This window comes from Mesorhizobium sp. M8A.F.Ca.ET.161.01.1.1 (assembly GCF_004792105.1).
Lineage (GTDB): Bacteria > Pseudomonadota > Alphaproteobacteria > Rhizobiales > Rhizobiaceae > Mesorhizobium.
Genome location: NZ_SRTD01000008.1, coordinates 198,260 through 223,256, shown reverse-complemented (window position 1 = coordinate 223,256; position 24,997 = coordinate 198,260). Strand labels below are relative to the sequence as shown.

Annotated in this window: 24 protein-coding genes; 6 read left to right on the top strand and 18 right to left on the bottom strand. The window is 63.8% G+C overall.

Annotation, left to right across the window (positions count from 1 at the left end; genetic code table 11):
- Positions 1-399 precede the first annotated feature (399 nt).
- From EN804_RS20915 to EN804_RS20895, 5 genes are all read left to right on the top strand, one after another.
- Positions 400-1,992, top strand: coding sequence for an ABC transporter substrate-binding protein (locus EN804_RS20915; RefSeq protein ID WP_127870692.1), 1,593 nt, complete (start codon positions 400-402; stop codon positions 1,990-1,992).
- Between the two features lie 50 nt (positions 1,993-2,042).
- Positions 2,043-3,050: an ABC transporter permease subunit gene (locus tag EN804_RS20910; protein ID WP_127278115.1), complete on the top strand. Its 1,008-nt coding sequence runs from the start codon at positions 2,043-2,045 to the stop codon at positions 3,048-3,050.
- Positions 3,051-3,120: 70 nt separating this feature from the next.
- Positions 3,121-3,975 carry an ABC transporter permease subunit gene (locus tag EN804_RS20905; protein ID WP_174361976.1) on the top strand — a complete coding sequence of 285 codons (855 nt, stop codon included), beginning with the start codon at positions 3,121-3,123 and terminating at the stop codon, positions 3,973-3,975.
- Between the two features lie 2 nt (positions 3,976-3,977).
- Positions 3,978-4,835, top strand: a complete 858-nt coding sequence (locus tag EN804_RS20900) for an ABC transporter ATP-binding protein (protein WP_127278114.1) — start codon at positions 3,978-3,980, stop codon at positions 4,833-4,835.
- Complete coding sequence (locus EN804_RS20895; RefSeq protein WP_127278113.1) at positions 4,832-5,662, top strand: dipeptide ABC transporter ATP-binding protein; 831 nt, start codon at positions 4,832-4,834, stop codon at positions 5,660-5,662. The genes EN804_RS20900 and EN804_RS20895 overlap by 4 nt, the downstream gene beginning before the upstream one ends.
- 26 nt (positions 5,663-5,688) lie before the next feature.
- On the opposite strand, the gene EN804_RS20890 is transcribed toward EN804_RS20895, so the two are convergent.
- From EN804_RS20890 to EN804_RS20875, 5 genes are all read right to left on the bottom strand, one after another.
- Positions 5,689-6,951, bottom strand: a complete 1,263-nt coding sequence (locus tag EN804_RS20890) for a cysteine desulfurase-like protein (protein WP_189521942.1) — start codon at positions 6,949-6,951, stop codon at positions 5,689-5,691.
- Between the two features lie 37 nt (positions 6,952-6,988).
- Complete coding sequence (locus tag EN804_RS20885; protein WP_127870695.1) at positions 6,989-7,663, bottom strand: amino acid ABC transporter permease; 675 nt, start codon at positions 7,661-7,663, stop codon at positions 6,989-6,991.
- Between the two features lie 165 nt (positions 7,664-7,828).
- A complete protein-coding gene (locus EN804_RS20880) occupies positions 7,829-8,626 on the bottom strand; it encodes an ABC transporter substrate-binding protein (protein WP_135921134.1) in 798 nt (265 codons plus the stop codon).
- Between the two features lie 93 nt (positions 8,627-8,719).
- Positions 8,720-8,884: a hypothetical protein gene (locus EN804_RS37285; protein WP_189521943.1), complete on the bottom strand. Its 165-nt coding sequence runs from the start codon at positions 8,882-8,884 to the stop codon at positions 8,720-8,722.
- A 127-nt stretch (positions 8,885-9,011) separates the two neighbouring features.
- Complete coding sequence (locus EN804_RS20875; RefSeq protein ID WP_135921132.1) at positions 9,012-9,824, bottom strand: HpcH/HpaI aldolase/citrate lyase family protein; 813 nt, start codon at positions 9,822-9,824, stop codon at positions 9,012-9,014.
- Between the two features lie 123 nt (positions 9,825-9,947).
- On the opposite strand from EN804_RS20875, the gene EN804_RS20870 reads away from it, so the two are divergent.
- A complete protein-coding gene (locus EN804_RS20870; RefSeq protein WP_135862174.1) occupies positions 9,948-11,039 on the top strand; it encodes an LLM class flavin-dependent oxidoreductase in 1,092 nt (363 codons plus the stop codon).
- A 23-nt stretch (positions 11,040-11,062) separates the two neighbouring features.
- Here the strand turns inward: EN804_RS20870 and EN804_RS20865 are convergent, their stop codons facing one another.
- The 13 genes from EN804_RS20865 to EN804_RS20800 form a co-directional block, all read right to left on the bottom strand.
- Positions 11,063-11,458 carry a RidA family protein gene (locus EN804_RS20865; protein WP_135921130.1) on the bottom strand — a complete coding sequence of 132 codons (396 nt, stop codon included), beginning with the start codon at positions 11,456-11,458 and terminating at the stop codon, positions 11,063-11,065.
- Positions 11,459-11,534: 76 nt separating this feature from the next.
- The gene (locus tag EN804_RS20860; RefSeq protein ID WP_135921197.1) at positions 11,535-12,683 is read right to left on the bottom strand and encodes an acyl-CoA dehydrogenase family protein; all 1,149 of its coding nucleotides are present in this window, start codon (positions 12,681-12,683) and stop codon (positions 11,535-11,537) included.
- 231 nt (positions 12,684-12,914) lie between these two features.
- Positions 12,915-13,727 carry an enoyl-CoA hydratase family protein gene (locus tag EN804_RS20850; RefSeq protein ID WP_135921128.1) on the bottom strand — a complete coding sequence of 271 codons (813 nt, stop codon included), beginning with the start codon at positions 13,725-13,727 and terminating at the stop codon, positions 12,915-12,917.
- Positions 13,724-14,194, bottom strand: coding sequence for a MarR family transcriptional regulator (locus tag EN804_RS20845; RefSeq protein WP_127275964.1), 471 nt, complete (start codon positions 14,192-14,194; stop codon positions 13,724-13,726). Before EN804_RS20845 ends, EN804_RS20850 begins: the two co-directional genes overlap by 4 nt.
- On the bottom strand, positions 14,188-14,961 hold the full coding sequence (locus EN804_RS20840; protein WP_135921126.1) for an SDR family NAD(P)-dependent oxidoreductase: 774 nt from the start codon (positions 14,959-14,961) through the stop codon (positions 14,188-14,190). The genes EN804_RS20845 and EN804_RS20840 overlap by 7 nt, the downstream gene beginning before the upstream one ends.
- Entirely contained in the window at positions 14,958-17,252 is a 2,295-nt protein-coding gene (locus EN804_RS20835) for a bifunctional salicylyl-CoA 5-hydroxylase/oxidoreductase (RefSeq protein WP_135921124.1), read from the bottom strand. The genes EN804_RS20840 and EN804_RS20835 overlap by 4 nt, the downstream gene beginning before the upstream one ends.
- 143 nt (positions 17,253-17,395) lie before the next feature.
- Positions 17,396-17,995, bottom strand: coding sequence for a VOC family protein (locus tag EN804_RS20830; protein ID WP_135882921.1), 600 nt, complete (start codon positions 17,993-17,995; stop codon positions 17,396-17,398).
- Positions 17,996-18,072: 77 nt separating this feature from the next.
- The gene (locus EN804_RS20825; protein ID WP_135882920.1) at positions 18,073-18,903 is read right to left on the bottom strand and encodes an ATP-binding cassette domain-containing protein; all 831 of its coding nucleotides are present in this window, start codon (positions 18,901-18,903) and stop codon (positions 18,073-18,075) included.
- Entirely contained in the window at positions 18,896-19,774 is an 879-nt protein-coding gene (locus EN804_RS20820; RefSeq protein ID WP_135921122.1) for an ABC transporter ATP-binding protein, read from the bottom strand. Before EN804_RS20820 ends, EN804_RS20825 begins: the two co-directional genes overlap by 8 nt.
- Complete coding sequence (locus EN804_RS20815; RefSeq protein ID WP_135921120.1) at positions 19,771-20,619, bottom strand: ABC transporter permease; 849 nt, start codon at positions 20,617-20,619, stop codon at positions 19,771-19,773. The genes EN804_RS20820 and EN804_RS20815 overlap by 4 nt, the downstream gene beginning before the upstream one ends.
- The gene (locus EN804_RS20810; RefSeq protein ID WP_135862159.1) at positions 20,612-21,619 is read right to left on the bottom strand and encodes an ABC transporter permease; all 1,008 of its coding nucleotides are present in this window, start codon (positions 21,617-21,619) and stop codon (positions 20,612-20,614) included. Before EN804_RS20810 ends, EN804_RS20815 begins: the two co-directional genes overlap by 8 nt.
- A 90-nt stretch (positions 21,620-21,709) precedes the next feature.
- Positions 21,710-23,236 (bottom strand): ABC transporter substrate-binding protein, encoded by a 1,527-nt coding sequence (locus tag EN804_RS20805; protein ID WP_127275957.1) that lies wholly within the window; start codon positions 23,234-23,236, stop codon positions 21,710-21,712.
- Positions 23,237-23,348: 112 nt separating this feature from the next.
- Positions 23,349-24,923 carry an NAD(P)/FAD-dependent oxidoreductase gene (locus tag EN804_RS20800; RefSeq protein ID WP_135921118.1) on the bottom strand — a complete coding sequence of 525 codons (1,575 nt, stop codon included), beginning with the start codon at positions 24,921-24,923 and terminating at the stop codon, positions 23,349-23,351.
- Between the last annotated feature and the right edge of the window lie 74 nt (positions 24,924-24,997).

Here is a 24,997-nt window from a genome sequence, read left to right as displayed (position 1 = left end):
GGAGACGCCCTCCGCTGCCGCCAGTTGTCCATCTATGTATTGCCTCTATCGGCGGCGGTGCAAGTCTTGCCCCAGCGGCAGGACGCCGAAAGATTTGCCGCCGTAAATCTTTCCCGCCGGCCACAGCTGGAACCGGCATCTTCGCGCATCCGCGGCCGATGAAGACAGGGGCGCGGCACCCCTGTCGCCGGACGTCGGATCAATAAAAAAATGCGGTCGTTAATAATCTCGTGAATAGAAAGAACTGCTAATTTTTTCTGCCATTTAGCAAAATGCGGATTTTTTTCCTGCTTCCCGCGGGGTAAGCAAACGGGGTGTTCCAAACCCGGAAAAACGGTGCTTATATGCGCGCTTCGCGAGCCTGATAGAGGGGCTTGGAAGAACATCAGGGAGTGCTCAATGAAGAAGAAATTGACTTTTGCAGCCGCGTTGCTGGCTGCAAGCGTCCTGGGCGGCGTGGCCAACGCGAAAACTCTGGTCTACTGCGCGGAGGCGTCGCCAGAAGGTTTCGATCCGGCGCCGTACACCGCGGGACAGACGTTCGATGCGTCCTCGCGTACCGTCTTCAACCGCCTCGTCGAATTCGATCACGGCAAGACCTCGGTCTCGCCCGGCCTGGCGGATAGCTGGACCATTTCCGACGACGGCAAGGAATATACTTTCAAGCTGCGCAAGGGCGTCAAGTTCGCGCCCACCGACTACTTCACCCCGACCCGCGACCTGAACGCCGACGACGTGGTGTTCTCGTTCCAGCGCCAGGTCGACAAGAACGGCCCCTGGTTCCAGTACATACCGGGCATCGCCTATCAGTATTACAATGATCAGTTCGGCGACAACATCACCAAGGTCGAGAAGGTTGACGACCTGACGGTGAAGTTCACCCTCAAGGAACCGGCGATCACCTTCATTCCGACGCTGGGCATGGATTTCGCCTCGATCGTCTCGAAGGAATATGCCGACAAGCTGCAGGCCGACAAGACGCCTGAACTGTTCAACCAGAAGCCGGTCGGCACCGGCCCGTTCATCTTCGTCGACTACCAGACCGACGCCGCCATCCGCTACAAGGCCAACCCGGACTATTGGGGCGGCAAGCAGAAGATCGACGATCTGGTGTTCGCCATCACCACCGATCCGGCGGTTCGCGCGCAGAAGCTGAAGGCCGGCGAATGCAACATCATGTCGTATCCGGCACCGGCCGACATCGCCGGCCTGCAGGCTGATGCGAACCTGACGGTCGCGGAGCAGGAAGGCCTGAACGTCGGCGCGCTGATGTACAACACCCAGCAGAAGCCGTTCGACGACGTGCGCGTCCGCAAGGCGCTCAACATGGCCATCAACAAGAAGGCCATTATCGACGCCGTGTTCCAGGGCGCCGGCCAGGTGGCGATCAACCCGATCCCGCCGACCATGTGGTCCTACAACAAGGACGTGAAGGACGATCCGTACGATCCGGACGCGGCCAAGAAGATGCTTGAAGAGGCCGGTGTCAAGGACCTTAAGATGAACGTCTGGGCCATGCCCGTGTCGCGCCCGTACATGCCGAACGCGCGCCGCACCGCCGAACTGATCCAGGCCGACTTCGCCAAGGTTGGCGTCACCGTCAACATCGTCAGCTACGATTGGGGTGAATACCTCAAGCGCGCTTCGGCGGTCGATCACGACGGCGCCGTCATCGTCGGCTGGACCGGCGACAATGGCGATCCGGACAACTTCCTCGGCGTGCTCCTGAGCTGCGCGTCCGTCGGTTCGAACAACCGCGCGGAATGGTGCAACAAGGACTTCGATGCGCTCATCAACAAGGCCAAGACGGTGTCCGATCAGGCCGAGCGCACCAAGCTCTACGAACAGGCGCAGGTCATCTTCAAGGAGCAGGCACCGTGGGCGACGCTCGCCCACTCCAAGGTGTTCATGCCGATGCAGAAGACCGTCTCCGGCTTTGCGATGGATCCGCTCGGCATCCATCGCTTTGACGGCGTCGATATCGCCGAATAAGGTTCGCGAAACGGGGCGGCGCCACAGGGCGCCGCCCCACCTCGCCCGCCATGCTGCGTTACATCCTCGGCAAGCTCGCCCTCATCATCCCGACCTTTATCGGGATAACCATCCTCGCTTTCGGCTTCGTGCGCATCCTGCCCGGTGATCCGGTGCTGGTGCTTGCGGGCGAACGTGGCCTGTCGCCCGAACGCCACACGGCGCTGATGCATCAGTTCGGTTTCGACCTGCCGATCTGGCAACAGTATCTGACCTACCTGACCAACATCCTCAGCGGCGATTTCGGCACCTCGTTTTCGACCAAGACACCGGTGCTGAAGGATTTCCTGGTGCGGTTCCCGGCCACGGTCGAACTCGCCATCTTCGCCATGATCTTCGCCGTCATCTTCGGTGTCGCCTTCGGCATTTTCGCTGCCATCCGCCGTGGCTCCTGGTTCGACCAGCTGACCATGGGCACCGCGCTCGCCGGCTATTCCATGCCGATCTTCTGGTGGGGGCTGCTGCTGATCATCGTGTTTTCCGGTACGCTGCACTGGACGCCGGTCTCCGGCCGCATCGACCTTCTCTATTTCTTCAAGCCGGTGACCGGCTTCATGACCATCGATTCCCTGATCTCGGGGCAGAAGGGCGCCTTCCGCTCGGCGGTGTCGCACCTCATACTGCCCACCATCGTGCTTGGCACCATTCCGCTGGCGGTCATCGCCAGGCAGACGCGATCGGCTATGCTCGAAGTGCTGGGTGAGGACTATGTTCGCACCGCGCGCGCCAAGGGCCTGGCGCCGCGCCGTGTCATCGGCCTGCATGCCTTCCGCAATGCGCTGATCCCGGTCGTCACCACCATCGGCCTGCAGGTCGGCACGCTGCTCACCGGCGCCATCCTGACCGAGAGCATCTTTTCGTGGCCGGGCATCGGCAAGTGGATGATCGACGCCATCTCCAAGCGCGACTATTTCACCGTGCAGGGCGGGTTGCTTTTGATCGCGCTGATCGTGATGTCGGTGAACCTTATCGTCGACGTGCTCTATGCCGTCATCAACCCGCGTATCCGGGCGAATTGACATGACCAATGAAGGCCCAGCCACCATCGAAGCCGCGACCGTCGTCAAGCCGCAGGATGCCCGGCTGCAGATGTTCGCCGAGTTCTGGCACTATTTCTCGATCAACAAGGGCGCTGTGATCGGTCTCTTCGTCTTCGCCCTGCTGATCCTGATCGCCATCTTCGCGCCGCTGCTCGCACCGCATTCGCCTGACGATCAGTTCCGCGACTTCTTCCTGACGCCGCCGGCCTGGCAGGCGGGCGGCAACGCGCAGTTCCTGCTCGGCACCGACGCCGTCGGCCGCGATATGCTGTCGCGCCTGATCTATGGCTCGCGCTTTTCGCTCGCCATCGGTTTCGTCGTCGTCACCACGGCGCTGATCTCCGGCGTCATCCTCGGCCTGCTCGCCGGCTACTGCCGTGGCTGGGTCGACACGCTGATCATGCGCATCATGGACATCATCCTGGCCTTCCCATCGCTGCTGTTGGCGCTGGTGCTGGTCGCGGTGCTCGGCCCCGGCCTCGTCAACGCCATGATCGCCATCGCCTTCGTGCTGCAGCCGCATTTCGCCCGGCTCACCCGCGCCGCGGTGATGGCGGAAAAGACCCGCGAATATGTGGTCTCGGCCAAGGTCGCCGGCGCCAGCCATCTCAGGCTGATGCTGGTCACCATCCTGCCCAACTGCATCGCCCCGCTGATCGTGCAGGCGACGCTGTCCTTCTCCAACGCCATCCTCGAGGCCGCCGCCCTTGGCTTCCTCGGCATGGGCGCGCAGCCGCCGACACCCGAATGGGGCACGATGCTCGCCGAAGCGCGCGAATTCATCCTGCGAGCCTGGTGGGTGGTGACCTTCCCCGGCCTTGCCATTCTGATCACCGTCTTTGCCATCAACCTGATCGGCGACGGCCTGCGCGACGCCCTCGACCCCAAGCTGAAGAGGTCGTGAGCATGTCGCTGCTCGAGATCAAGAACCTCACCGTTTCCTTCGACACCGCCGCCGGGCCGTTCATGGCCGTGCAAGGCATCGACCTTTCGATCGAGCCGCGTGAGGTGCTGGCGATCGTCGGCGAGTCCGGTTCCGGCAAGTCGGTGTCGATGCTGGCGGTCATGGGGCTGTTGCCCAACACCGCGACGGTCAAGGCCGACCGCATGGCCTTCGACGGCGTCGACCTGTTGAAGCTCAGCCCGTCCGAACGCCGCAAGATCGTCGGCAAGGACATTTCTATGATCTTCCAGGAGCCGATCGCCAGCCTCAACCCGTGCTTCACGGTCGGTTTCCAGATCGAGGAGGTGCTGCGTTTCCACATGGGCATGGATCGTGCCCAGCGCCGGGCACGCGCCATCGAGCTGATGAAGCTGGTCGGCATTGCCGATCCGGAAGAACGGCTGAGTTCGTTTCCGCACCAGATGTCGGGCGGCCAGTGCCAGCGCGTCATGATCGCGATCGCGATTGCCTGCAATCCGAAGCTTTTGATCGCCGACGAGCCGACGACCGCGCTGGACGTCACCATCCAGAAGCAGATCCTCGATCTGCTCGTCTCGCTGCAGGCCAAATACGGCATGGGCCTGATCATGATCACCCACAATATGGGCGTGGTGGCCGAGACCGCCGACCGCGTCATCGTCCAGTACAAGGGCCGCAAGATGGAAGAGGCCGACGTGTTGTCGCTGTTTGAATCGCCCAAGAGCAATTACACGCGCGCGCTGCTCTCGGCGTTGCCGGAAAATGCCGTCGGCGACCGGCTGCCGACCGTTTCCGACATGCTGTTCGAGCCTGCCCCCTCGGTAGCGGGAGCCTCCGCATGAGCACCACGGTCCTCGAAGGCAAGAACATCGTTCGCGACTATCATATCGGCGGTGGCCTGTTCACCGGGCCTCGCACCGTGCATGCGGTCAAGGGCGTCTCCTTCACCGTGGACAAGGGCAAGACGCTCGCCATCGTCGGCGAAAGCGGCTGTGGCAAGTCCACGCTCGCCCGCATCATCACCTTGATCGATCCCGCGACGTCGGGCGAGCTGTTCATCGACGGCAACAAGGTCGATATCGCCAAAGGCGGATTGACCAAGGAAATGCGCCGCAAGGTGCAGATCGTCTTCCAGAATCCCTACGGATCGCTCAATCCGCGCCAGAAGATCGGCGACGTGCTGGGCGAGCCGCTGCTCATCAACACCGACAAGCCAGCGGCCGAACGGCGCGACCTCGCCATGAAGATGCTGAAGAAGGTCGGCCTCGGCCACGAACACTACAACCGCTATCCGCACATGTTCTCGGGCGGTCAGCGCCAACGCATCGCCATCGCCCGCGCGCTGATGCTGAACCCCAGCCTGCTGGTGCTGGACGAGCCGGTTTCGGCGCTTGACCTCTCGGTTCAGGCGCAGGTGCTCAACCTGCTCGCCGACCTGCAGGACGAGTTCCAGCTGACCTATGTCTTCATCAGCCACGACCTGTCGGTGGTGCGCTACATCGCCGACGATGTGATGGTGATGTATTTCGGCGAGGCCGTCGAATACGGCTCGCGCGACGAGGTCTTTTCGGACCCCAAGCACAGCTACACCAGGACGCTGTTTGCCGCGACGCCGCGCGCCGACGTGGCAAGCATCAAGGCGAGGCTGGCGAAGAAGAAGGCGGCCTGACCGGAGGTCAGGCACGGCCCATCCGGCTACGACAGCTTGGCGATGATAGCGCGCAGCGCCTCGCCGAATTTGTGGATCTCCTCGACCGTGTTGTAGTGCACCAGCGAGGCGCGGATGGCGCCGCTGTCCATCGGCAGGTTGAGGCGTTTCATCAGGCGGGGCGCATACATATGGCCGTCGCGGATGCCGATCTGCATATCGGCCATTTCCTCGACGATGCGCTGCGGCGACAGCTTGCCGATGTTGAAGCAGAAGGTCGGCACGCGCTCGTTGAGGCGGGCCTCGTCGGCGACACCGTAGATGGTCGCGCCGCAGGCCTTCAGCACGCCCATCATCTCGCGCGCCAGCAGCAACTCATAGTCGCGGATGGCGCCCATGCCGGCGACGATGTTGTCGCGCCGCGAGCGGTTGTTGGAGGGGGCGAGATTGCGGCCGATCAGTTCAAGATACTGCACGGCGGCATCCATGCCCGACACGTTCTCGTAGATGAATGTGCCGGCCTCGACCTTGTAGGGCGGCTCGTCCGGGATGAAATCCTCGCGGAAGGTCGGCAGGCGTTTCAGCGTCTCGAAGCGGCCCCAGAGGAAACCCATATGCGGCGAGAAATTCTTGTAGCCGGAACAAACGAGATAATCGCAATCCCAGGCCTGCACGTCGATCAGCCCGTGCGGTCCGTAATGCACGCAATCGAGGAACACTTCGGCGCCAACCCTATGCGCGATGTCAGCGACCGAGGCGACATCGACGATCGAGCCGATCGAGTGCGCCGTCACCGTGCAGGCGACCAGCCGAGTGCGGTCCGAAACCAATGGCTTGAGATCGTCGACATGCAGATTGCCATCCTCGCGCATGCGCCACCATTTGAACTTGGCGCCGGCGGATTCCAGCGCCAGCCAGGTGGCGATGTTGGCATCATGGTCCATGTCGGTGACGACGATCTCATCACGCTCGGAAAGCATCTGGCCGATGCCGAGGCTGACCAGGCGGATGAAGGAGGTGGCGTTCATCCCGAAGCAGATTTCCGCCGGGCTGTAGGCATTGATCAGCAGGGCGACGCTTGTCCGAGCATCGGCGACCGACTGATCGACGGTGACGCTGCGGCCATAGCGGCCGCCGCGCTGCACATTGTGCGAGACCAAGTGGTTGGTCACCGCGTCGAGCACGCTCTGCGGAATCTGTGCCCCGGCGGCATTGTCCATGAAGATGAAATCGCCGGCTCGCTGCAGGGCGGGGAACATGGCGCGGATGGTGTCGACGGGGAAGCCGCCAGTGGCCTGGGGATTGCTCAATTGTATCTCCTGCGAAGTGCTTGCGGGTGGTAGGTGGCTAGCGGGCCTTCTCGTCCTTGAAGCGGGCTTCAAGCAGGCTGACGAGACGAACCATCGGCCAAAGGAAGATGAGATAGACCAGTGCGGCGCCGATCAGCGGCGAGGGGTTGGCGTAGAGCGACTGTGCGTTGGTCGCTTCCTTGAGCAGTTCCGGCAGGGCCACGGTGGAGGCCAGCGAAGTGTCCTTGAACATCGAGACGCAGTTGCTGGTCATCGGCGGGATGACGACGCGCACCGCCTGCGGCAGCACCACCTTGCGCAAGGTCAAAAGGAACGGCAGGCCAAGCGCCTGCGAGGCCTCGAACTGGCCGCGCGGAATGCTCTCTATGCCGGAGCGAAACACTTCGGCCGAATAGGCCGACATGATGATGGCGAACGCGGTCACTGCCGACGCCCAGGACGACAGGCGTATGCCGAGGAACGGCAGCGCGTAGTAGATCAGGATCAGCACGACCAGCACCGGCAAGGCGCGGAAGATGTCGGTGTAGCCGACCGCCAGCCAGCGCAGCGGCTTCGGCGCATAGAGCCGCAACAGGCTGATCACCAGGCCGATGGGAATGCCGATACCGATGCTGAGCAGGCCAAGCAGCAGCGTGTTCAGGAAGCCGCGCAGCAGTGCCGGCAGGCTCGACGCGATGACGTCGGCGTTGAAGAAAGTGTCGATCAGCGACATCAGAGCATTCCCGAACGGTGTTGCGTCATCTGACGCCAGAGCCCGACCCGGAACATCAAGATCGGCTCTGCCGAACGGATGCTGGTCCCGGGAAGGTTATGCGTGAAAACGGGACGTGCCGACCCTTTTTGGAGCCGGCACGCCTTCCGTCCTGTCGGCCGCAGCTCAGGCCTTGGGCAGCGGCATTTCCTTGACGGTCGAGGAATCGGTCGGGGCGTCGCTGCCGAACCACTTCTTGTGGATCGCGGCCAGCGTGCCGTCCTTCTTCATCGCCGTCAGCGCGTCGTTGAGCTTGCCGAGCAGCGGATGATCCTTTGTCATCATCAGGCCGTACTGCTCGCCGGTCTTGATGCGCTGCTTGACCTTCAGGTCCTTCATCTTGGTGAAGGAATATTCCATGCCGGGAATGTCGCTGACGGCGGCGTCGATGCGGCCGGCGCTGAGGTCGAGCAGCAGGTTCTGCTGCGTGTCATAGCCCTTCACGTCGCTGAAGCCGTCGGCTTCCTGGTGCGCCTTGACCCAGGTCTCGCCGGTCGAGCCGGAGAGCACGCCAACGATCTTGCCCTTGAGGTCTGCCTCGGCGTTGACCGCGCTGTCGGTCTTGGTGGCGATGCCCATGTCGGAATCATAATAGGGCTGGGTGAAGGACTGCGACTTCAGCCGCTCCGGCGTGATCGTGATCGACGAGATGGCGACGTCGATACGCTTCGAGGTGGTCGCGGCGAACAGTGCCTGGAAGCCGAGGTCGGCGATGTCGGTTGTCATGCCGACGCGCTTGGCCGCCTCGTTGACGATGTCGACCTCAAAACCTTCGAAGGTGCCGCTCTCGTTCTTGTATTCGAAGGGCGGGTTGGTCGGGTAGGCGCCGACATTGAGCACATCGGCGGCGAAGGCGGTTGCCGGCCCAGCGGCGATGCCGATTGCCGCGGCGAAAAGGATGAGATTGCGACGGTTGAGCTTCATTGGTGGTCCCTCTGGGGTATTCCCTCTGGTTGTTGATCGGGCGGGCTGCCCCGCACGGTTTGTTGCCGTCCCGCCTCCCAGCGGGGCGTCAATTCATGTGGCGAGCATGCGCTCGGCCGTGGCCGCGATCTGGTCGCGGTCGCCTTCACGCGCAGGCACGGCAAGGTTGGTCTCGGTATGCAGGTCGCGGATCCGGGCGCGAACGCGATCGAAGGCACAGCGCGCGCTGGACGATGACTGGGGCAGCACAAACGACAAAGGACTGAAACCCCTCCAACCCGGAGCACCCGCGATGAGCTGCCCGGAAACCCTCCAGCCCGACAGTCGCCATCGATCTTGAATGCTTATCCAAAGTGCGGCGCTTTTCAAGGCAAAAGTTTTAAGCTTAAAAAAGTTTCGCGGCTTGCTGCTCGACCGGGCGATAGCGCGGGTCTTCCCGCGCCAGTTCCACCCGGGCGGCGGCATAATTGGCTGCGGCGCCCGCGCCGAGAAACATCGTGTCGCTGGCCAGGACGAAAAAGCTGGCGCCGACGGTTGCCCATTGACCGACGGTCTGCGGGCTGGCGCAAAATATGCCGGAGGCCTTGCCGTGCGCGATCGTCACGCCGATGATCCTGCAGATCGCAGCCGCGAGCTTGTCGGCGCCCTTCGGTCCGATCGCATCGATCGACACGGAGAGATCGCCGGGGCCGACGAAGATCACGTCGACGCCGTCGACATCGGCGATCGCCTCGATGTTGGCCAACCCCTCGGCGGTTTCGACCTGGACCGCCACGACGATCCTGTCATTGGCGCCGGCCAGGTATTCTGGAATGCGATAGCCATAACCGGCTGCGCGGCCGGGTCCGACGCCGCGCTCGCCCAGCGGCGGATAACGCGATGCCGTCACCGCCATCGCAGCTTGGGCCGGTGTCGAGACGCGTGGCACCAGCACGCCTTGCGCGCCGCTGTCCAATGCCGCCTGGATGGCTTCGGGCGCATGGCCGGGAACGCGCACCATCGCCGGCACACGGTGGACATCGGCGGCGCGTATCATCGTTTCGACGATGTCGCGCGAGATCTGCGCGTGCTCCCAGTCGATGCAGAGGAAGTCGAGGCCGGACAGCGCCATCACCTCGACCGCGACGGGATGCGGAATGGCGCAGAAGGACCCGACGAGGCTGGTCTTGCCGATGCATTTCTGGCGGAACTCGTTCATGCCGATCCCTTCTCTCATCCCACCAAGTTCATATCGGCAAACCAGTGCGACGCGAAGCTATTTCAGGCTTGAAATATTTTCGCGCAGGCCTAGCCTACGGCCTCCCGCCCGCGAGTTCCCGAGATGATCAAAGCACATCCGTTGCACGGCTCCAACAAACTCAAGCTTGGCGTCTTCTCGACCAACGCCGATGGCGGTCTTGCCATATCGGATGTGCCGGAGCGCTGGACGGCGAGCTGGCAGGACAATCTGACGGCCGCCCAGATCGCCGACCGCGCCGGGCTGGAGTTCATGTTGCCGATCGCACGCTGGCGTGGCTTTGGCGGCCGCAACAAGGTGCGTGAATCGTCGTTCGAGACCTTCACCTGGGCGGCGGCGCTCAGCGTGGCCACCGACCGTATCGGCCTGTTCATGACCGTGCACGTGCCGCTTGTGCACCCGCTCTATGCCGCCAAGGCGCTGGCGACCGTCGACCACATCAGCCAGGGCCGTGCCGGTTTGAACATCGTCTGCGGCTGGAACCCGAAGGAATTCGGCATGTTCGGCACACCGCTGGTCGAGAAGGGTTACGACCAGGCGGCCGAATGGATCGAAATTCTGGAGAAGCTCTACGCGTCGGCGGAGCCGCTCGAGTATCAAGGCACCTATTATCACCTCAAGGAGGCGGTCAGCCGGCCGGCCAGCCTGCAGCTTCCGCGCCCGGTGACCATGAACGCCGCTTTCGGCGGCCCGGGCCGCGATTTCGCCGCCGCCAGATGCGATTATCTGTTTACGACCTTCTCCGAAATGGCCGACGCCGGCAAGCATGTCGCCGACATCAGCGAGCGGGCCGACAAGGTTGGCCGGGAGGTCGGCGTCTACACCGTGGCACATGTCGTCTGCCGCCCGACCATGGAAGAGGCGCAGGCCTATTACAGGCGCTATGCCGTCGATCTGGCCGATCACGAGGCGGTCGATGCGCATATGGCCGGCAAGAAGGAATTCTCGCAATCCCATGATCCGCATGCCTATGACGCCTACCGGCAGCGTTTTGCCGGCGGCGCCGGCACCTATCCGCTGGTTGGAACGCCGCAAACGATCGCCGCCGACATGGCGGCCATTGCCGCGCACGGCTATCAGGGCATCGCCCTGTCCTTCGTCAACTACACTCAGGAGCTTCCCTATTTCTGCGATCACGTGCTGCCGCTGCTGCGGCAAGCCGGCCTTCGCGAATAAGATATTCCGGGAAAGCGAATTCTTTATTCCGGAATAACGGCGGTGGCCTGGATCTCCACCTTGGCGCGGTCCTCCACCAGCGCCACCACCTGCATGGCGGCCATTGCCGGAAAATGCCGGCCGATCACTTCGCGATAGGCCTCGCCAATCCCCTTGAGATTGCCGAGATACTCGGCCTTGTCGGTGAAATACCAGGTCATCGAGGTGATGTGCCGTGGCTCCGCGCCGGCCTCGGCCAGCACCGTGACGATGTTCTGGAGGGTCTGCCGCACCTGGCCGGCGAAATCGTCGGTCTCGAACTGGCATTGCCCGTTCCAGCCGACCTGGCCGCCGACGAAGACGAGCTTGCCGCGCGCCGCCACGCCGTTGGCGTAGCCGACGGGTTTTGCCCAGCCTTCCGGCTGCAGGATCTCGTGCATGTCGTCTCTCCGCCTATCCAATATCGGGTCCGCAATATCCGTGTCGAAAACAATCCAGTCGGTGGTCACGACCTGTTCAGGCCGCGCCCATCACTTGCCGCGCGATCACCACCTTCTGCACGTCCGAAGCGCCCTCGTAGATGCGCAGTGCGCGGATTTCGCGATACAGGCTCTCGACGATATGGCCCTTGCGCACACCATCGCCGCCATGCAGCTGCACCGCTTTGTCGATGACCTCCTGTGCCTTGTCGGTGGCGAACAATTTGGCCATCGCCGCCTCGCGCGTTACTCGCGCGGCGCCCATGTCCTTGGTCCAGGCGGCGCGGTAGACAAGCAGCGCAGCCGCATCGACGTCGAGCGCCATGTCGGCAATATGGCCCTGCACCATCTGCAATTCGGCCATCGGCGCGCCGAACAGTTTGCGCTCGGCCACTCTGTTGATGCTTTCATCGAGCGCCCGGCGGGCAAAGCCGAGCGCCGCCGCCCCGACCGTCGAGCGGAACACGTCGAGCACTGACATGGCGATGCGGAAGCCGTCGCCCGGCCTGCCGATCAGCGCCGACGTGGGAACACGAACCTCGTCGAACGACAAACGCGCCAGCGGATGCGGCGCAATCACTTCCAGCCGCTCGGCAATGTCGAGGCCCTTGGCATCGCCCGGCACGATGAAGGCCGAGAGGCCCTTGGCGCCCGGCGCTTCGCCAGTGCGGGCAAAGACGACATAGAGATCGGCGATGCCACCATTCGAAATCCAGGTTTTTTCGCCGGTGAGAACATAGCTGTCGCCATGGCGGGTCGCCGTCATTTCCGTGTTGGCGACATCGGATCCGGAGCGCGGTTCCGACAGGGCGAAGGCGGAGATCGCCTTGCCGGCGCGCGTCTTAGCCAGCCATTGCCGCTGTTCCGGCGTGCCGAACAGGCTGAGCGCACCAGTGCCGAGCCCCTGCATGGCGAAAGCGAAATCGGCCAGCCCGTCATGGCGCGCCAGCGTCTCGCGCGTGATGCACAAGGAACGCACGTCGAGCGGGCCCGGATTGTCAGTGTCGACAGCCGTCGGCTTCAGCCAGCCATCGCGGCCAAGCATGGCCACCAGCTCGCGGCAGGCAGCGTCGATGTCACGATGATCGACGGGGAGGTTCTTGGCGCACCAGGCGTCGAGCTGTTCTGCGAGCTCGCGATGGCGGTCTTCGAAGAACGGCCAGGCGAGGAAGGAGCGGTCAGGCATGTCTGCCTCCGCTGTGCAGCAAGCTTGGTGCTCTACGGCGCCCCCCTCTGGCCTGCCGGCCATCTCCCCCACGAGGGGGGAGATTGGCAGCTTGGCCCGTAGCGCTCTCTTTGCAACGGTGGCTGTTGGCGAAAGCAGAGATGACATCCAATCTCCCCCCTCGTGGGGGAGATGTCCGGCAGGACAGAGGGGGGCGCTGTCCCGCTAACGTCTCTAATAATCCACCCATCCTCAATTCCCCTCGAACACCGGCTTTTCCTTGGCCACGAAAGCCCGATACGCCCGTTCGAAATCGCGGGTCTGCATGCAGATCGCCTGCGCCTGTGCTTCCGCCTCGATCGCCTGGTCGAGGCCCATCGACCATTCCTGGTTGAGCTGCGTCTTGGTGATGCCGTGGGCGAAGGTCGGGCCCGATACGATGCGGGTCGCCATCTCCAGCGCATCAGCCTCGAGAGCCGCCGCGTCGACCAGCCTGTTGTAGAAGCCCCAGCGCTCGCCTTCGGCCGCCGTCATGGTGCGGCCGGTGTAGAGCAGTTCGGCGGCGCGGCCCTGGCCGATGATGCGCGGCAGGATCGCGCAGGCGCCCATGTCGCAGCCGGCCAAGCCCACGCGTGTGAACAGGAAGGCGGTCTTGGCCTCCGGCGTGGCGATGCGGATGTCGGAACCCATGGCGATGATGGCGCCGGCGCCGACCGCGACACCGTCAACCGCCGCGATGATCGGCTTGCCGCAATTCAGCATCGCCTTGACGAAATCGCCGGTCATGCGGGTGAAGGCGAGGAGCTGCTTCATATCCATCTTGACCAGCGGACCGATGATGTCGTGGACATCGCCGCCGGAGCAGAAATTGCCGCCATTGGACAGGAACACCACGGCGTCGACATCGTCGGCATAGACAAGATCGCGGAACGTGTCGCGCAACTCGGCATAGCTGTCGAAGGTCAGCGGGTTCTTGCGCTCAGGCCGGTCGAGCCGGACCTTGGCGATCCGGCCCTCGACCTCCCACAGGAAATGCTTCGGCTTGCGGCCGACCATTGCAGTCATTCGCGTCCCTCCCAGTTGCTGCGGAACGAGGTCAGCATGCCGGTCAGCCGGCGGGCATCCTCCTCGCTGACCTTGCCCAGCAATTCACCGATCCAGCCCTCATGCGCGGCGGCGATGGTGGCAAAGGACTTGGTGCCCTCCTCGGTCAACCGCACCATCGAGGTGCGGCGGTCGCCATTGCGGCGCGCACGGGCCACCAGTCCTTCGGAAACCAGACGGTCGACGATGCCGGTGACATTGCCGTTGGAGACCAGCAGGAAGCGCGAGAGGTCGCTCATCAGCATGCCTTCCGGCGCCCGGTAGAGTGCTGCCATGACGTCGAAGCGCGGCAGCGTCGTATCGAATTCCTTCTTCAGCCGCTCGCGCAGTTCGGCCTCGATCGTGCGCGAGGCGCGCAGCAGCCTGATCCAAAGACGCAGCCGGTCCTTGCCGGGTCCCGATGGCACGGGCAGGGGGCCGGCTACCATGTTTCACCTCCCGAGATCGAAATCGCCTGTCCGGTGATCGACGCCGCAGCATTGCCGCACAGCCAGAGCACGGCGGCGGCTACTTCCTGAGGCTGGATGAAACGGCCCTGCGGATTGGTCGAGGCCAGGCTCGCCCGTGCCTCGTCAGCCGAGCGTCCGGTCTTTTCGACGATGCGCTGGATGGACTCCTCCAGCATGTCGGTCTCGACGAAGCCAGGACACACCGCATTGACGGTGACGCCGGATTTCGCCGTCTCGGCGGCAAGCGCCCGCATCAGACCGACGACGCCATGCTTGGCCGCTACATAGGGCGCGACATAGGCGTAGCCTTTCAGACCGGCGGTCGAGGCGATGAAGACGATGCGGCCTGCCTTGCGCGCGGCCATGCCGGCCAGCGCCGGCTTCACCGTCAGGAAGGCTCCGGTCAAATTGACGTCGAGCGTCCGCTGCCAGTCGGCAAGCGTCGTCTTGTGCGCCGGCGTGCTGCCGGCCATGCCGGCATTGGCGACGACGATGTCGAACGGTCCGCGCGCGGCCTCGGCCTGTGTGTAGAGCGCGGCCATCGCCGCCTCATTGGTGACGTCGGCGGCAATGCCATGGATGCGGTCGTTTTCGCTGGCAACCTTCGCGAGTTCAGCTTCGCGACGCCCACATATGGTCACGTCGACACCAGCCTCGGCTAACGCCAGCGCGATGGCCTGGCCGACGCCGGAACCACCGCCGGTGACCAGCGCGTGCTTGCCGGGAATCGTGGCCGCCACTGTCATACTTTCAGCCCCGCCGCGGCATCGCGCTCGGCCAGCCTGTAGATCTGGTCGCGTCCCGGCAGATAAGGATCGGGCCATTTCACACCACGGTCGCCGAGCGTCACCGCCGCATGCAGCGTCCAGTAGGGATCGGCGAGATGCGGCCGTGCCAGCGCCACCAGGTCGGCGCGGCCGGCCATCAGGATCGAATTGACATGATCCGGTTCGTAGATGTTGCCGACCGCCATCGTCGCCATGCCGACCTCGTTGCGGATGCGGTCCGAAAACGGTGTCTGGAACATGCGTCCGTAGACCGGCTTTGCCAGGGCCGAGGTCTGGCCGGCCGAGACGTCGCAGATGTCGACGCCGGCCTCGTGCAGCCGCCGCGCGATCTCGACGGCATCTGCCGGCGTCACGCCTTCGATGCCGACCCAATCATTGGCCGAAATACGCACCGAGATCGGTTTTCCCGCCGGCCAGGCGGCGCGCACCGCTCGGAAGATTTCGAGGGGATAGCGCATGCGGTTTTCCAGCGAACCGCCATAGGCATCCGTGCGCCGGTTGGTAACCGGCGTGATGAACGACGACAGGAGGTAGCCGTGCGCGGCGTGGATTTCGAGCATGTCGAAGCCGCAGCGATCGGCCATTTCGGCCGAGGCGACGAACTCGTCGCGCACTCTGTCCATGTCGGCGCGATCCATGGCCTTCGGAACCTGGTTCTGCGGCGACCAGGCAATCGCCGAGGCCGCCATGACAGGCCAATTGCCGGAGGCGAGCGGTACGTCGGTGCCTTCCCAGCCGACACGGGTCGAGCCCTTGGCGCCGGAATGGCCGATCTGGGCGCAAATCTTTGCTTCAGTTTCGGCATGGACGAAATCGACCAGCCGCCTCCACGCCACCTCATGGTCGGGCGCGTAGAAGCCGGGGCAGCCAGGCGTGATCCGACCTTCCGGGCTGACGCAGGTCATCTCGATATAGACAAGCCCGGCGCCGCCCTTGGCGCGCTCGGCATAATGGGTGAAATGCCAATCGGTCGGGCAGCCGTCGACGGCCTTGTACTGCGCCATCGGCGAAACGACGACGCGGTTGTTGAGGACCATGTCGCGCAGCTTGAAGGGCGCGAACATCGGCGCCCGGCGCAGCCTGTTGCCGCCGGCACCGGCCTGGCGCTGAAACCACTCTTCCGCGCCGCCCAGCCATTCGGCATCGCGCAGCCGCAAATTCTCGTGGCTGATGCGTTGCGAACGGGTCAAGAGCGAATAGTTGAACTGCACCGGATCGAGGCCGAGATAGCGCTCGACCTCCTCGAACCATTCCAGAGAATTGCGCGCCGCCGATTGCAGCTTCAGCACCTCGGTGCGGCGAGCGTCCTCATACTTGCGGAACGCGGCCTCGAGGTCCGGTTCGGTCTCGACATAGTCGGCCAGCGCCACCGCGCTTTCCAGGGCGAGTTTGGTGCCGGAGCCGATCGAGAAATGCGCCGAGGCCGCTGCGTCGCCCATCAGCGCCAGATTCTTGTAGGACCAGCGCTCGCACAGCACGCGCGGGAAATTGATCCAGGCGGAGCCCCTGATGTGGTTGGCGTTGGTCATCAGCGGATGGCCGCCAAGATGTTTGGCGAAGATGCGCTCGCAGACCGCGATGGACTCCTGCTGCGACATCGCGCCGAAGCCGAAGGCGGCCCAGGTCTGCTCGCTGCATTCGACGATGAAGGTCGCGGTCTCGCTGTCGAACTGGTAGGCGTGCGCCCACACCCAGCCATGCTCGGTCTTTTCGAAGATGAAGGTGAAGGCGTCGTCGAATTTCTGGTTGGTGCCAAGCCAGACGAACTTGCATTTGCGGGTGTCGATGTCGGGCTTGAAAATGTCGACGAAGGTATTGCGCGCCCTGGAGTTCAGCCCGTCGGCGGCGACGACCAGGTCATGCGTCTCCATATAGGGGCGGGGGTCGGAGATGTCGGTTTCGAACATCAGCTTGACGCCGAGTTCGCGCGCGCGCCGCTGCAAGAGCACCAGCAGGCGCTTGCGGCCGATGCCGCAGAAGCCGTGGCCCGACGAGACCGTGCGCACGCCGTCATGGATGACGGCGATGTCGTCCCAATAGGCGAAATGCTTCTTGATCCAGACGGCGCTGACCGGGTCATTCTCAGCAAGGTTGTCGAGCGTCTCGGCCGATAGCACGACGCCCCAGCCGAACGTGTCGTCGGCGCGGTTGCGCTCGAACACCGTCACGTCGTGCGCGGCGTCCCTCAGTTTCATCGAAATGGCAAAGTAGAGGCCGGCTGGTCCGCCGCCGAGAACCGCAACCTTCATCTGTGCGATCTCCTCTTCGCTTGCTATGCCTCAGTATCGCGCCGGAGGTAAGATATTTCAAGCTTAAAGTTTTATGTCGAAATGATTAGGCGGGGATTGCATGGCGCGCTTGCGTGACGTCCCTGCAAGCGCGCCGCGGGAGATCATTTCTCAGGGTTCTTCGGGCTCCACAGCACGGTCTCGGCACCCTTCTCATAGGCCATGCCAGTGGGATAGCTGATCGCCTCCAGTTGCAAGCCCCATGGCGCCTGGAAATAGAGGATGGTCTGGCCGGCGGCGGGCCCTTCCTTCACCGGCAGCGGCCCCAATCTCGTCTTGACGCCCTTGCCGTCGAGATAGGCTTTGGCCGCGGCGACGTCGTCGACGTAAAGGGCGATATGGAAGCCGCCAATGTCGCTGTTCTTCGGTGTCAGGTCCTTCTGGTCGGGCGCGGTGTATTTGAACAGCTCGATGTTCGACCCATAGCCGCAGCGGACCATGGTGACCTGCTCGATGACAGCCTTCGGATCGACGCCGAGGAGGTCCTGCATGAAGGTGCCCTTGTCGTCGGCGAACGGTCCGAACGACATCGCCTTCTTGCAGCCCACGACTTCGGTGAAGAAGTCGACCGCCTGCTTCATGTCGGGAACCGTGATGCCGGTATGGTCGTGGCCGCGCATGCCAGGGATCGTATCCGCCGCCGCAGCTCCCATTGAGCCGAGCAGGATCGCGGCGAGCATCGTGCCGCGGGTTGCGTAGTTCATGTTACCCTCCGTTCGCGGGCTGATTTCGCCCCCATGCACGTCCGAGGCCCGCTCTTCGGCGTGCGGGATGAAAAGTCTTATGCCGGCGCCTTCGCGGGCGGCCGCAGCCAGTCCGCGTCGATCTCGGGAAGCGGAATGGCGGCAAGCAGGTCTCGCGTGTAAGTCTCCCTGGGATTGTCGAACAGCGCATCCGTGGCGCTCTGCTCGACGATGCTGCCCTCGCGCATGACGATCACCTGTTGGCAGAGCCGCCGGATGACCGACAGGTCGTGGCTGATGAAGGCGACCGTCAGGCCCATCTCCGCCGCGAGCTTCTCCAGCAAGGTGAGGATCTGCGCCTGTGTCGAGACGTCGAGCCCGGAGACGATCTCGTCGGCCAGCACGAATTTCGGCGACAGCGCCAGCGCGCGCGCAATGCCGACGCGCTGGCGCTGGCCGCCCGACAGCTGGTGCCGGTAGCGGCTGGCGAAGCTCTGCGGCAGGCCGACGCGTTGCAGTGCCTCGGCGACGCGGGATTTCAGATTGTCGCCAAGCCCGTTCTGCTTGAGCGGTGCGGCGATGATGCTGGCAATGGTGCGGCGCGGGTTGAGCGATGACATCGGATCCTGGAAGATCATCTGCAGGTCGCGGCGCAGCGGCCGCAGTGCCGCCTCCGGCAGTTGGGTGATGTCGCGGCCCTCGAAACGGATGCTGCCGGCACTCGGCTCCAGCAGCCGGACCAAAGCGCGACCAAGCGTCGACTTGCCGGATCCGGATTCACCGACGATGCCGGTGACAGAGCCCTTTGGCAGGTCGAAATCCAGGCCTTTCAGAATTTCGGCCAGCGGCGCGCGGCCGACAAGCGGCTTGCGCGTCATGTCGGGCAGCGCGACCTTCAGCCCGCGCACGGAAAACAGCGGCTCAGCCATGCGGGCGCCTCCATGCCTGGTCGGCTACCGCGATCTCGGCCGCAAGTCCGGCCAGCACCGTCTCGTCCACCGGCTTCAGCGAGGTGAAGGGGTCGGTGTAGCGTGGCGTCGCAGCCATCAGCGCCCGGGTGTACGGATGCCGGGGTGCTGCGAAGAGATCAGCGGTCTCGGCTTCTTCCACCACCTTGCCGGCATAGAGCACCGACACTTTCTGGCTGATCTTGGCGACGACGCCAAGATCATGGGTGACGAACAGGATCGCGGTGCCGTGCTCGCGCTGCAACGCGGCGATCAGCCGAAGGATCTGCTTCTGCACGGTGACATCGAGTGCCGTGGTCGGCTCGTCGGCGACGATCAGCCGTGGCTCGGCGGCAAAGGCGGCGGCAATCAGCACGCGTTGGCGCATGCCGCCGGACAGTTCGTGCGGATAGCTCTTCAGCACCCGGTCCGGGTCGCGGATCTGTACCTCGTCCAGCAATTGCCTGACACGCTTGTCCGCCTTGTCGCCGCTCCAACCCAGGATGCGCACCAGCCGGTCGGTCATCTGCGGACCGATGCGGCGCGAGGGGTTGAGCGCGGTCAGCGGGTCCTGCGGGATCAGCGCCGTGCGTGCGCCGATCAGCGTGCGCCGCGCCTTGGGCTGGAGTTTGCCGAGGTCTTCGCCCTCGAGCCTCATGTCGCCTTCGACGATGCGCACGCTCGACGGCAGGACGCCCAGCACCGCCTTGCCGATCATCGTCTTGCCGGCGCCGCTTTCGCCGACCAGCGCGCGCACCTCGCCGGGTTGCACGGTGAGCGAAACAGAGCGCAGCACGCGCTGGCCGTTGGCCAGCACCGCGCTCAGATTGGCGATCTCGAGACAGGCACTCATCGCAGCACCGGATCGAAACGCGTCTTCAGTGCTTCGCCGAACTGGCTGAACGACAGCACAGTGAGGATCAGCGTGATCAGCGGAAACACCAGCACCCACCAGGCTTGATGGATCGACAGCCGGCCTTCGGCGATGATGCCGCCCCAGGTCGGGTCGTCGGTCGAGATCGACAGATTGACGAAGGACAGGATCGCCTCGACGATGACGGCGATGCCCATTTCCAGCGACAGCAACGCCACGATCGACGGAACCACGTTGGGCAGCACCTCGCGCAGCATGATGCCGATGCGGCCATAGCCGGCGATGCGGGCATTCTCGACATAGTCCATGCGCGATTGCCCCATCGCCTCGGCGCGGATGACCCGGCAGAAGCGCGTCCAGTCGATGATGGCGATGGCGAGAATGACGGAGCTCAAGCCGGTACCGAGCACGGCGACCAGCAGAATGGCGAAAAGCACCGGCGGGAACGCCATCCAGATGTCAACGATGCGCGAGATGATGCGATCCGCCCAGCCGCCGAAATAGCCCGCGATCAGTCCCAGCATCGAGCCAACGACGCAGGCGGCGATGGCCGCCGCGAAAGCAACGATGAAGGCGATGCGGCCACCAAAAATCAGGCGCGAGAGCAGGTCGCGGCCGAGACTGTCGGTGCCAAGCCAATAGCCGGGCTCGGCGCCGTCGAGCCAGAACGGCGGCAGGCGCTCCAGCATCAAATCCTGCGCCAGCGGATCCTGCGGCGCCACCAGCGGCGCGAAAATCGCGGCCAGCAGTGCCAGCAGCAGCCAACCGCCGGCAAGCCACAGCCTCGGGCTCAGTCCGCGTCGCGAGATGCGTGCCTCATCCATGGCGCAACCTCGGATTGAGCAGCGCATACATCATGTCGACGACGAGGTTGATCAGCACGAACAGCAGCGCGAACACCAGCACGATGCCCTGGATCAGCGGCAGGTCGCGGTTGATGACGGCATCGATCGCCATGTTGCCGAGCCCCTCATAGGAGAACAGCCGCTCGACGATGACCGTGCCGCCGATGAGGAAGGTGAATTGCACGCCGATCAGGGTCAGCGTCGGCAGCGCGGCGTTCTTCAGCGCCTCGCGCAGGATGACCTGCGTTTCCGAAAAGCCCTTGACCCGTGCCAGCACGACATAGTCGAGGTCGAGCACTTCCTTCAGCGACTGTTTGAGAAGCTGCGAGATGATCGCCGCCAGCGGCAGCGCCAAAGCCACGGCCGGCATCAGCATGTGCTTCAAGAGATCCCAGGTCAGGTCGAAGCGCAGTCGCAGCAGGCTCTCGAAGAAATAGAACTGCGTCACGAAGGGCAGGTCGAGTTGCGGCGACACGCGGCCCGAAATGTCGAAGATCGGCACCAGCACGCCGAACAGCAGGATCAGCACCAGGCCCCAGAGGAAGTCGGGGATGGAAAGGGCGGCGCCGCTCGCAATATCGATGCCGGCCTCGACCGCCGTGCCGCGTTCGCGCGCGCCGAGTATCGCCGTCGTGCCGCCGATCGCCACCGCCATGACGAGAGCGACGATGGCAAGTTCCAGCGTGGCCGGCAGCCGGTTGAAGACGAGGCCGAGCACGTCTTGCCGCAGCGAGATCGAGGTTCCGAAATCGCCCCTGGCGACACCGGACAGCCAGATGAAGAACTGCTGTACGATCGTCTTGTCGAGCCCGTACAGCGCGCGCAGTCGGGCGATGTCGTCATTGGTGGCGCCGGGCGGCAGCATCATGGCGATCGGATCGCCGGGCGCGACGCGGATGACGACAAAGACGACGACGGCCACGCCGAACAGCGTGATCAACATCGTCAGCAGACGAATCAGGAATCGTTGCAGGAGCATGTAAATCTTTGCAGGAGCCCGTGGGCTCGTATGCCCGATGGAAAATGCGCGCCGTCATTGGCGACGGCGCGCGGCAATTCCAGGCCGATATCAGGCCGGGGTCATCAAGGCCGGCAGCAGCGCGCCTGAGATGTGCTGGACGACTTTGACGCCCTTGGCATGCACGATCGGCTGCGCGTACTGCATTAGCGGCAGCACATAGGCCTGCTCGGCGATGTATTTGTCGACCGCCTTCCAGCCGGCGATGCGCTTGGCCTCGTCTTTTTCTCCCCACAGCGGGTTGATCATGTCGATCAGGTCCTGGCTGTCCCAGACCGAATGCGGGCTCGGCCCATACATGGCAAAGCCGGTCGAGGTGGTCGGATCGCCAATGGCGTTGCCCCAATTGTAGAAGGCCGCGGGCGCGAGCTTGTCGGCGGCGCGCAGCTCGTAGTGCTTGGCGATCTCATAGACCTCGATCGTCGCCTCGATGCCTACCTTGCGCCACATGCCGACGATCGCCTGGATCATCTCATAGTCCTTGGGCTTGAAGCCCTTGGTCGTCTGGATGGTGAACTTGACCGGCTTTTCCGGCGAATAGCCTGAGGCGGCCAGCAGTTCCTTGGCCTTCTCAGGATTGTGCTCCACCTTGATCGAGGCATCGAAGGCCGCGTATTCCGGCGTTTCGAGCGTGGCGATCGGCTGGCCATAGCCGCGCAGCAGCCGCTTGACCAGAAGCTCCTTGTCCACCGCCATGACGGCTGCCTGGCGCACGTTCTTGTCCAGCATCGCTTCGATGTCGTTGAAGAAGATCATGCCGATGTCGGAAACATTCTTGATCGAGCCGGCAAGCCCGTCCTTGGCGATCAGCCGGTCATACTCCTCATAGGGGATTTCGAGCGTCACCTGCGAGGAACCGGATTCGATCTCGGCCACCCGGCTTGCCGCATCGGTGACGAACTTGATCGTCACATTCTCGAAGGCCGGCTTGCCGCCCCAATAGTCGGGATTGGCCTTCAGCCGCAGGAAAGCGTTGCGCTCGAATTTTTCCACCATGTAGGGGCCGGTGCCGATCGGCGCCTTCTCGAAGCCTTCGGCGCCGACCTTCTCGTAATAGGCCTTGGGCATGATGTAGCCGGTCAGGAACGACATCCACTTGAAATAGACTGGATCGAACTGCACGACGTCGCCAGTGATCTTGTTGCCGTCGATCTTGAAATTGTTGACGTTCTTCCAGACGAACTGGATCGGGTTGCCGGTCTTTTCGTCGCCCGCACGCTGCAGCGACCAGACGACGTCTTCCGGTGTGAAGGGCGAGCCGTCATGCCATTTCACGCCTTCGCGCACCGTCATCATGATCTTGGTGCGGTCGTCGTTCCAGCCCCATTCGGTCAGCAGGCCGGGCGCGAAGGACAGGTCCGGCTTCTGCGGGATGAATTGGTCGAACACCGATTGGTAGAGGCCCTGTATGGTCGGGTTGACGGCCGACGGTCCGGTGGTCGGATCCCAGGACGGCAGGTTGACATTGTAGGCGATGGTCAGTTCGCCGGCGGCCTGGGCAATCTTTGGCAGGCCGACGGCGGCCACGCCAAGTGCCGCGGCACTGTATCCCAGTAATTCGCGTCTGTTGATTGTCATGGTCGTTCCCCTTGTTGGTTTATTTGTCTTCGCGCAGCGTCTTCAGTTCATTGGTTCGGGCTTCGTCGGCAGCAGCGCCTTGCCTCTCGTCGCCCTCATGGAATCGTCTGGCCTACCTCCCGCCAAGCTGTTGCGCGAGCATGAAGCCCGAGGCGGCACCGGTGCCGGCGCCCGGCCATGTCGCGGCGCCGGTGAGATGCAGGTTGGCGACCGGCGTGTTCCAGCCGGCATAGCCGCGCGCCGGGCGGAACAGGAAATTCTGCGCCAGATGGTGGCTGCCGCAGACCTGGTCACCGCCGACGAGGTTCGGGTTCTCACGCTCGAGATCGATCGGCGAGAACACCGCGCGGCCAAGGATCTTTGCGTGCAGGCCGGGCGCGTAGGTCTCGATAATGTCGAGCACGCGCTCGGCATAGGCTTCCTTGACCTGGTCCCAATGTGCTGGCGCGATCTTGGCCGCGGCGTCGCCCGCGATTTCGGCGGGCAGCATGCGCACCTGTATCCACAGAACATGCTTGCCCTGCGGCGCCCGCGATGGGTCGATGGCGGTCGGCTGGCCGACGACCAGCACCGGTTCGTCCGGCAGCATGCCTGCCATCGCCTGCTGATAGGTGCGCGACATCTGGTCGAGCGAGGGGGACAGATGCACATAGGCGAACTGGCGCAACTCTGCCCCGGCGCGCCAGTCCGGCAGATCGTCCAGCGCCAGGTGGATCATCATCGTGCCCGGCGCGCGCCGGAATTTCTGCATCGCCGTGTCGAAGCCGGCGTTGCCGGAACCGCCAGGCAGCAGCTTGCCGGTCAGCGCCTTGGGCGCGACGCCTGCAATGACCGCCTTGGTCGCCGTATGCGTTTCGCCGGAAGAGAGCCGCACGCCCGTCGCCTTGCCGCCGGAGACAGTGATCTCGGCAACGTCGGCGCTGGTAATGATCCTGCCGCCGGCGGATGTGACCATGCCGGCCAAGGCCCGGATGATCGTATCGGCTCCGCCCTTGCCCAGCACCATGCCGAAGCTCTGGTTGGCCATCGATTCCAGATAGGGAAACACGGCGCCGCCGGCGATGTCGGGCGCGAAGTCGAGATGCATGCCCCAGGTGGCGAGCGTCGCCCTGATATGAGGAGACTCGAAAGTCTCCTCCAGCCAGGCGCGCGGCGAGGACAACAGCAGCCGGCCGGTATCGAGCGCGCCGGAAACACCTTTCTTGCGCCACAGGTTCCATGCGGTGCCCGCAAGCGCACGGGCGCTCATCGGCGAGCCCAGCAGCTTGAACAAATGCCCGGCTTCGGCCGGGAAGGCGGCAACCAGCCTGCGCCATGTCGCGGCATCGGCGGCTGAAAAGGCGGCAACGCGGCTGGCGGTCTTTTCCAGATCGTTGCTGACCCCGAACCAGCGCCCATCCGGAAAGGCGCTGGCGAAACAATCGGCGGCCGGCGCGAATTCCAGCCCCTGCGCTTTCAATTCATTTGCATATTTCCGGTGGAAGGCGGAGCCGGCGAACAGGCTCAGATTCATCGCGCCGAAATCATGACGGAAGCCCGGAAGCGTGAATTCGCGGGTTTGCACCGCGCCGCCGATCGTTGCGCTGCGCTCGAAAACCCCGGTTTTCCAGCCCTTGAGCGCCAGATGCGCGGCGCATGCCAGACTGTTGTGGCCCGCCCCGACAAAGATGGCGTCGAACTCGCTCACGCCCCGTTCCCATTTCCTTTATGCTTAAAGATAATTGCAGATGCATATGTTTTCGTCTAGTAGGATATTAAGGG

What these genes read in the sequence shown, in the direction of transcription:
- EN804_RS20915 (WP_127870692.1), top strand. Translation starts at nt 400, where the DNA reads ATGAAGAAGAAATTGACTTTTGCAGCCGCGTTGCTGGCTGCAAGCGTC.
- EN804_RS20910 (WP_127278115.1), top strand. Translation starts at nt 2,043, where the DNA reads ATGCTGCGTTACATCCTCGGCAAGCTCGCCCTCATCATCCCGACCTTT.
- EN804_RS20905 (WP_174361976.1), top strand. Translation starts at nt 3,121, where the DNA reads ATGTTCGCCGAGTTCTGGCACTATTTCTCGATCAACAAGGGCGCTGTG.
- EN804_RS20900 (WP_127278114.1), top strand. Translation starts at nt 3,978, where the DNA reads ATGTCGCTGCTCGAGATCAAGAACCTCACCGTTTCCTTCGACACCGCC.
- EN804_RS20895 (WP_127278113.1), top strand. Translation starts at nt 4,832, where the DNA reads ATGAGCACCACGGTCCTCGAAGGCAAGAACATCGTTCGCGACTATCAT.
- EN804_RS20885 (WP_127870695.1), bottom strand. Translation starts at nt 7,663, where the DNA reads ATGTCGCTGATCGACACTTTCTTCAACGCCGACGTCATCGCGTCGAGC.
- EN804_RS20880 (WP_135921134.1), bottom strand. Translation starts at nt 8,626, where the DNA reads ATGAAGCTCAACCGTCGCAATCTCATCCTTTTCGCCGCGGCAATCGGC.
- EN804_RS20875 (WP_135921132.1), bottom strand. Translation starts at nt 9,824, where the DNA reads ATGAACGAGTTCCGCCAGAAATGCATCGGCAAGACCAGCCTCGTCGGG.
- EN804_RS20870 (WP_135862174.1), top strand. Translation starts at nt 9,948, where the DNA reads ATGATCAAAGCACATCCGTTGCACGGCTCCAACAAACTCAAGCTTGGC.
- EN804_RS20865 (WP_135921130.1), bottom strand. Translation starts at nt 11,458, where the DNA reads ATGCACGAGATCCTGCAGCCGGAAGGCTGGGCAAAACCCGTCGGCTAC.
- EN804_RS20860 (WP_135921197.1), bottom strand. Translation starts at nt 12,683, where the DNA reads ATGCCTGACCGCTCCTTCCTCGCCTGGCCGTTCTTCGAAGACCGCCAT.
- EN804_RS20850 (WP_135921128.1), bottom strand. Translation starts at nt 13,727, where the DNA reads ATGACTGCAATGGTCGGCCGCAAGCCGAAGCATTTCCTGTGGGAGGTC.
- EN804_RS20845 (WP_127275964.1), bottom strand. Translation starts at nt 14,194, where the DNA reads ATGGTAGCCGGCCCCCTGCCCGTGCCATCGGGACCCGGCAAGGACCGG.
- EN804_RS20840 (WP_135921126.1), bottom strand. Translation starts at nt 14,961, where the DNA reads ATGACAGTGGCGGCCACGATTCCCGGCAAGCACGCGCTGGTCACCGGC.
- EN804_RS20835 (WP_135921124.1), bottom strand. Translation starts at nt 17,252, where the DNA reads ATGAAGGTTGCGGTTCTCGGCGGCGGACCAGCCGGCCTCTACTTTGCC.
- EN804_RS20830 (WP_135882921.1), bottom strand. Translation starts at nt 17,995, where the DNA reads ATGAACTACGCAACCCGCGGCACGATGCTCGCCGCGATCCTGCTCGGC.
- EN804_RS20825 (WP_135882920.1), bottom strand. Translation starts at nt 18,903, where the DNA reads ATGGCTGAGCCGCTGTTTTCCGTGCGCGGGCTGAAGGTCGCGCTGCCC.
- EN804_RS20820 (WP_135921122.1), bottom strand. Translation starts at nt 19,774, where the DNA reads ATGAGTGCCTGTCTCGAGATCGCCAATCTGAGCGCGGTGCTGGCCAAC.
- EN804_RS20815 (WP_135921120.1), bottom strand. Translation starts at nt 20,619, where the DNA reads ATGGATGAGGCACGCATCTCGCGACGCGGACTGAGCCCGAGGCTGTGG.
- EN804_RS20810 (WP_135862159.1), bottom strand. Translation starts at nt 21,619, where the DNA reads ATGCTCCTGCAACGATTCCTGATTCGTCTGCTGACGATGTTGATCACG.
- EN804_RS20805 (WP_127275957.1), bottom strand. Translation starts at nt 23,236, where the DNA reads ATGACAATCAACAGACGCGAATTACTGGGATACAGTGCCGCGGCACTT.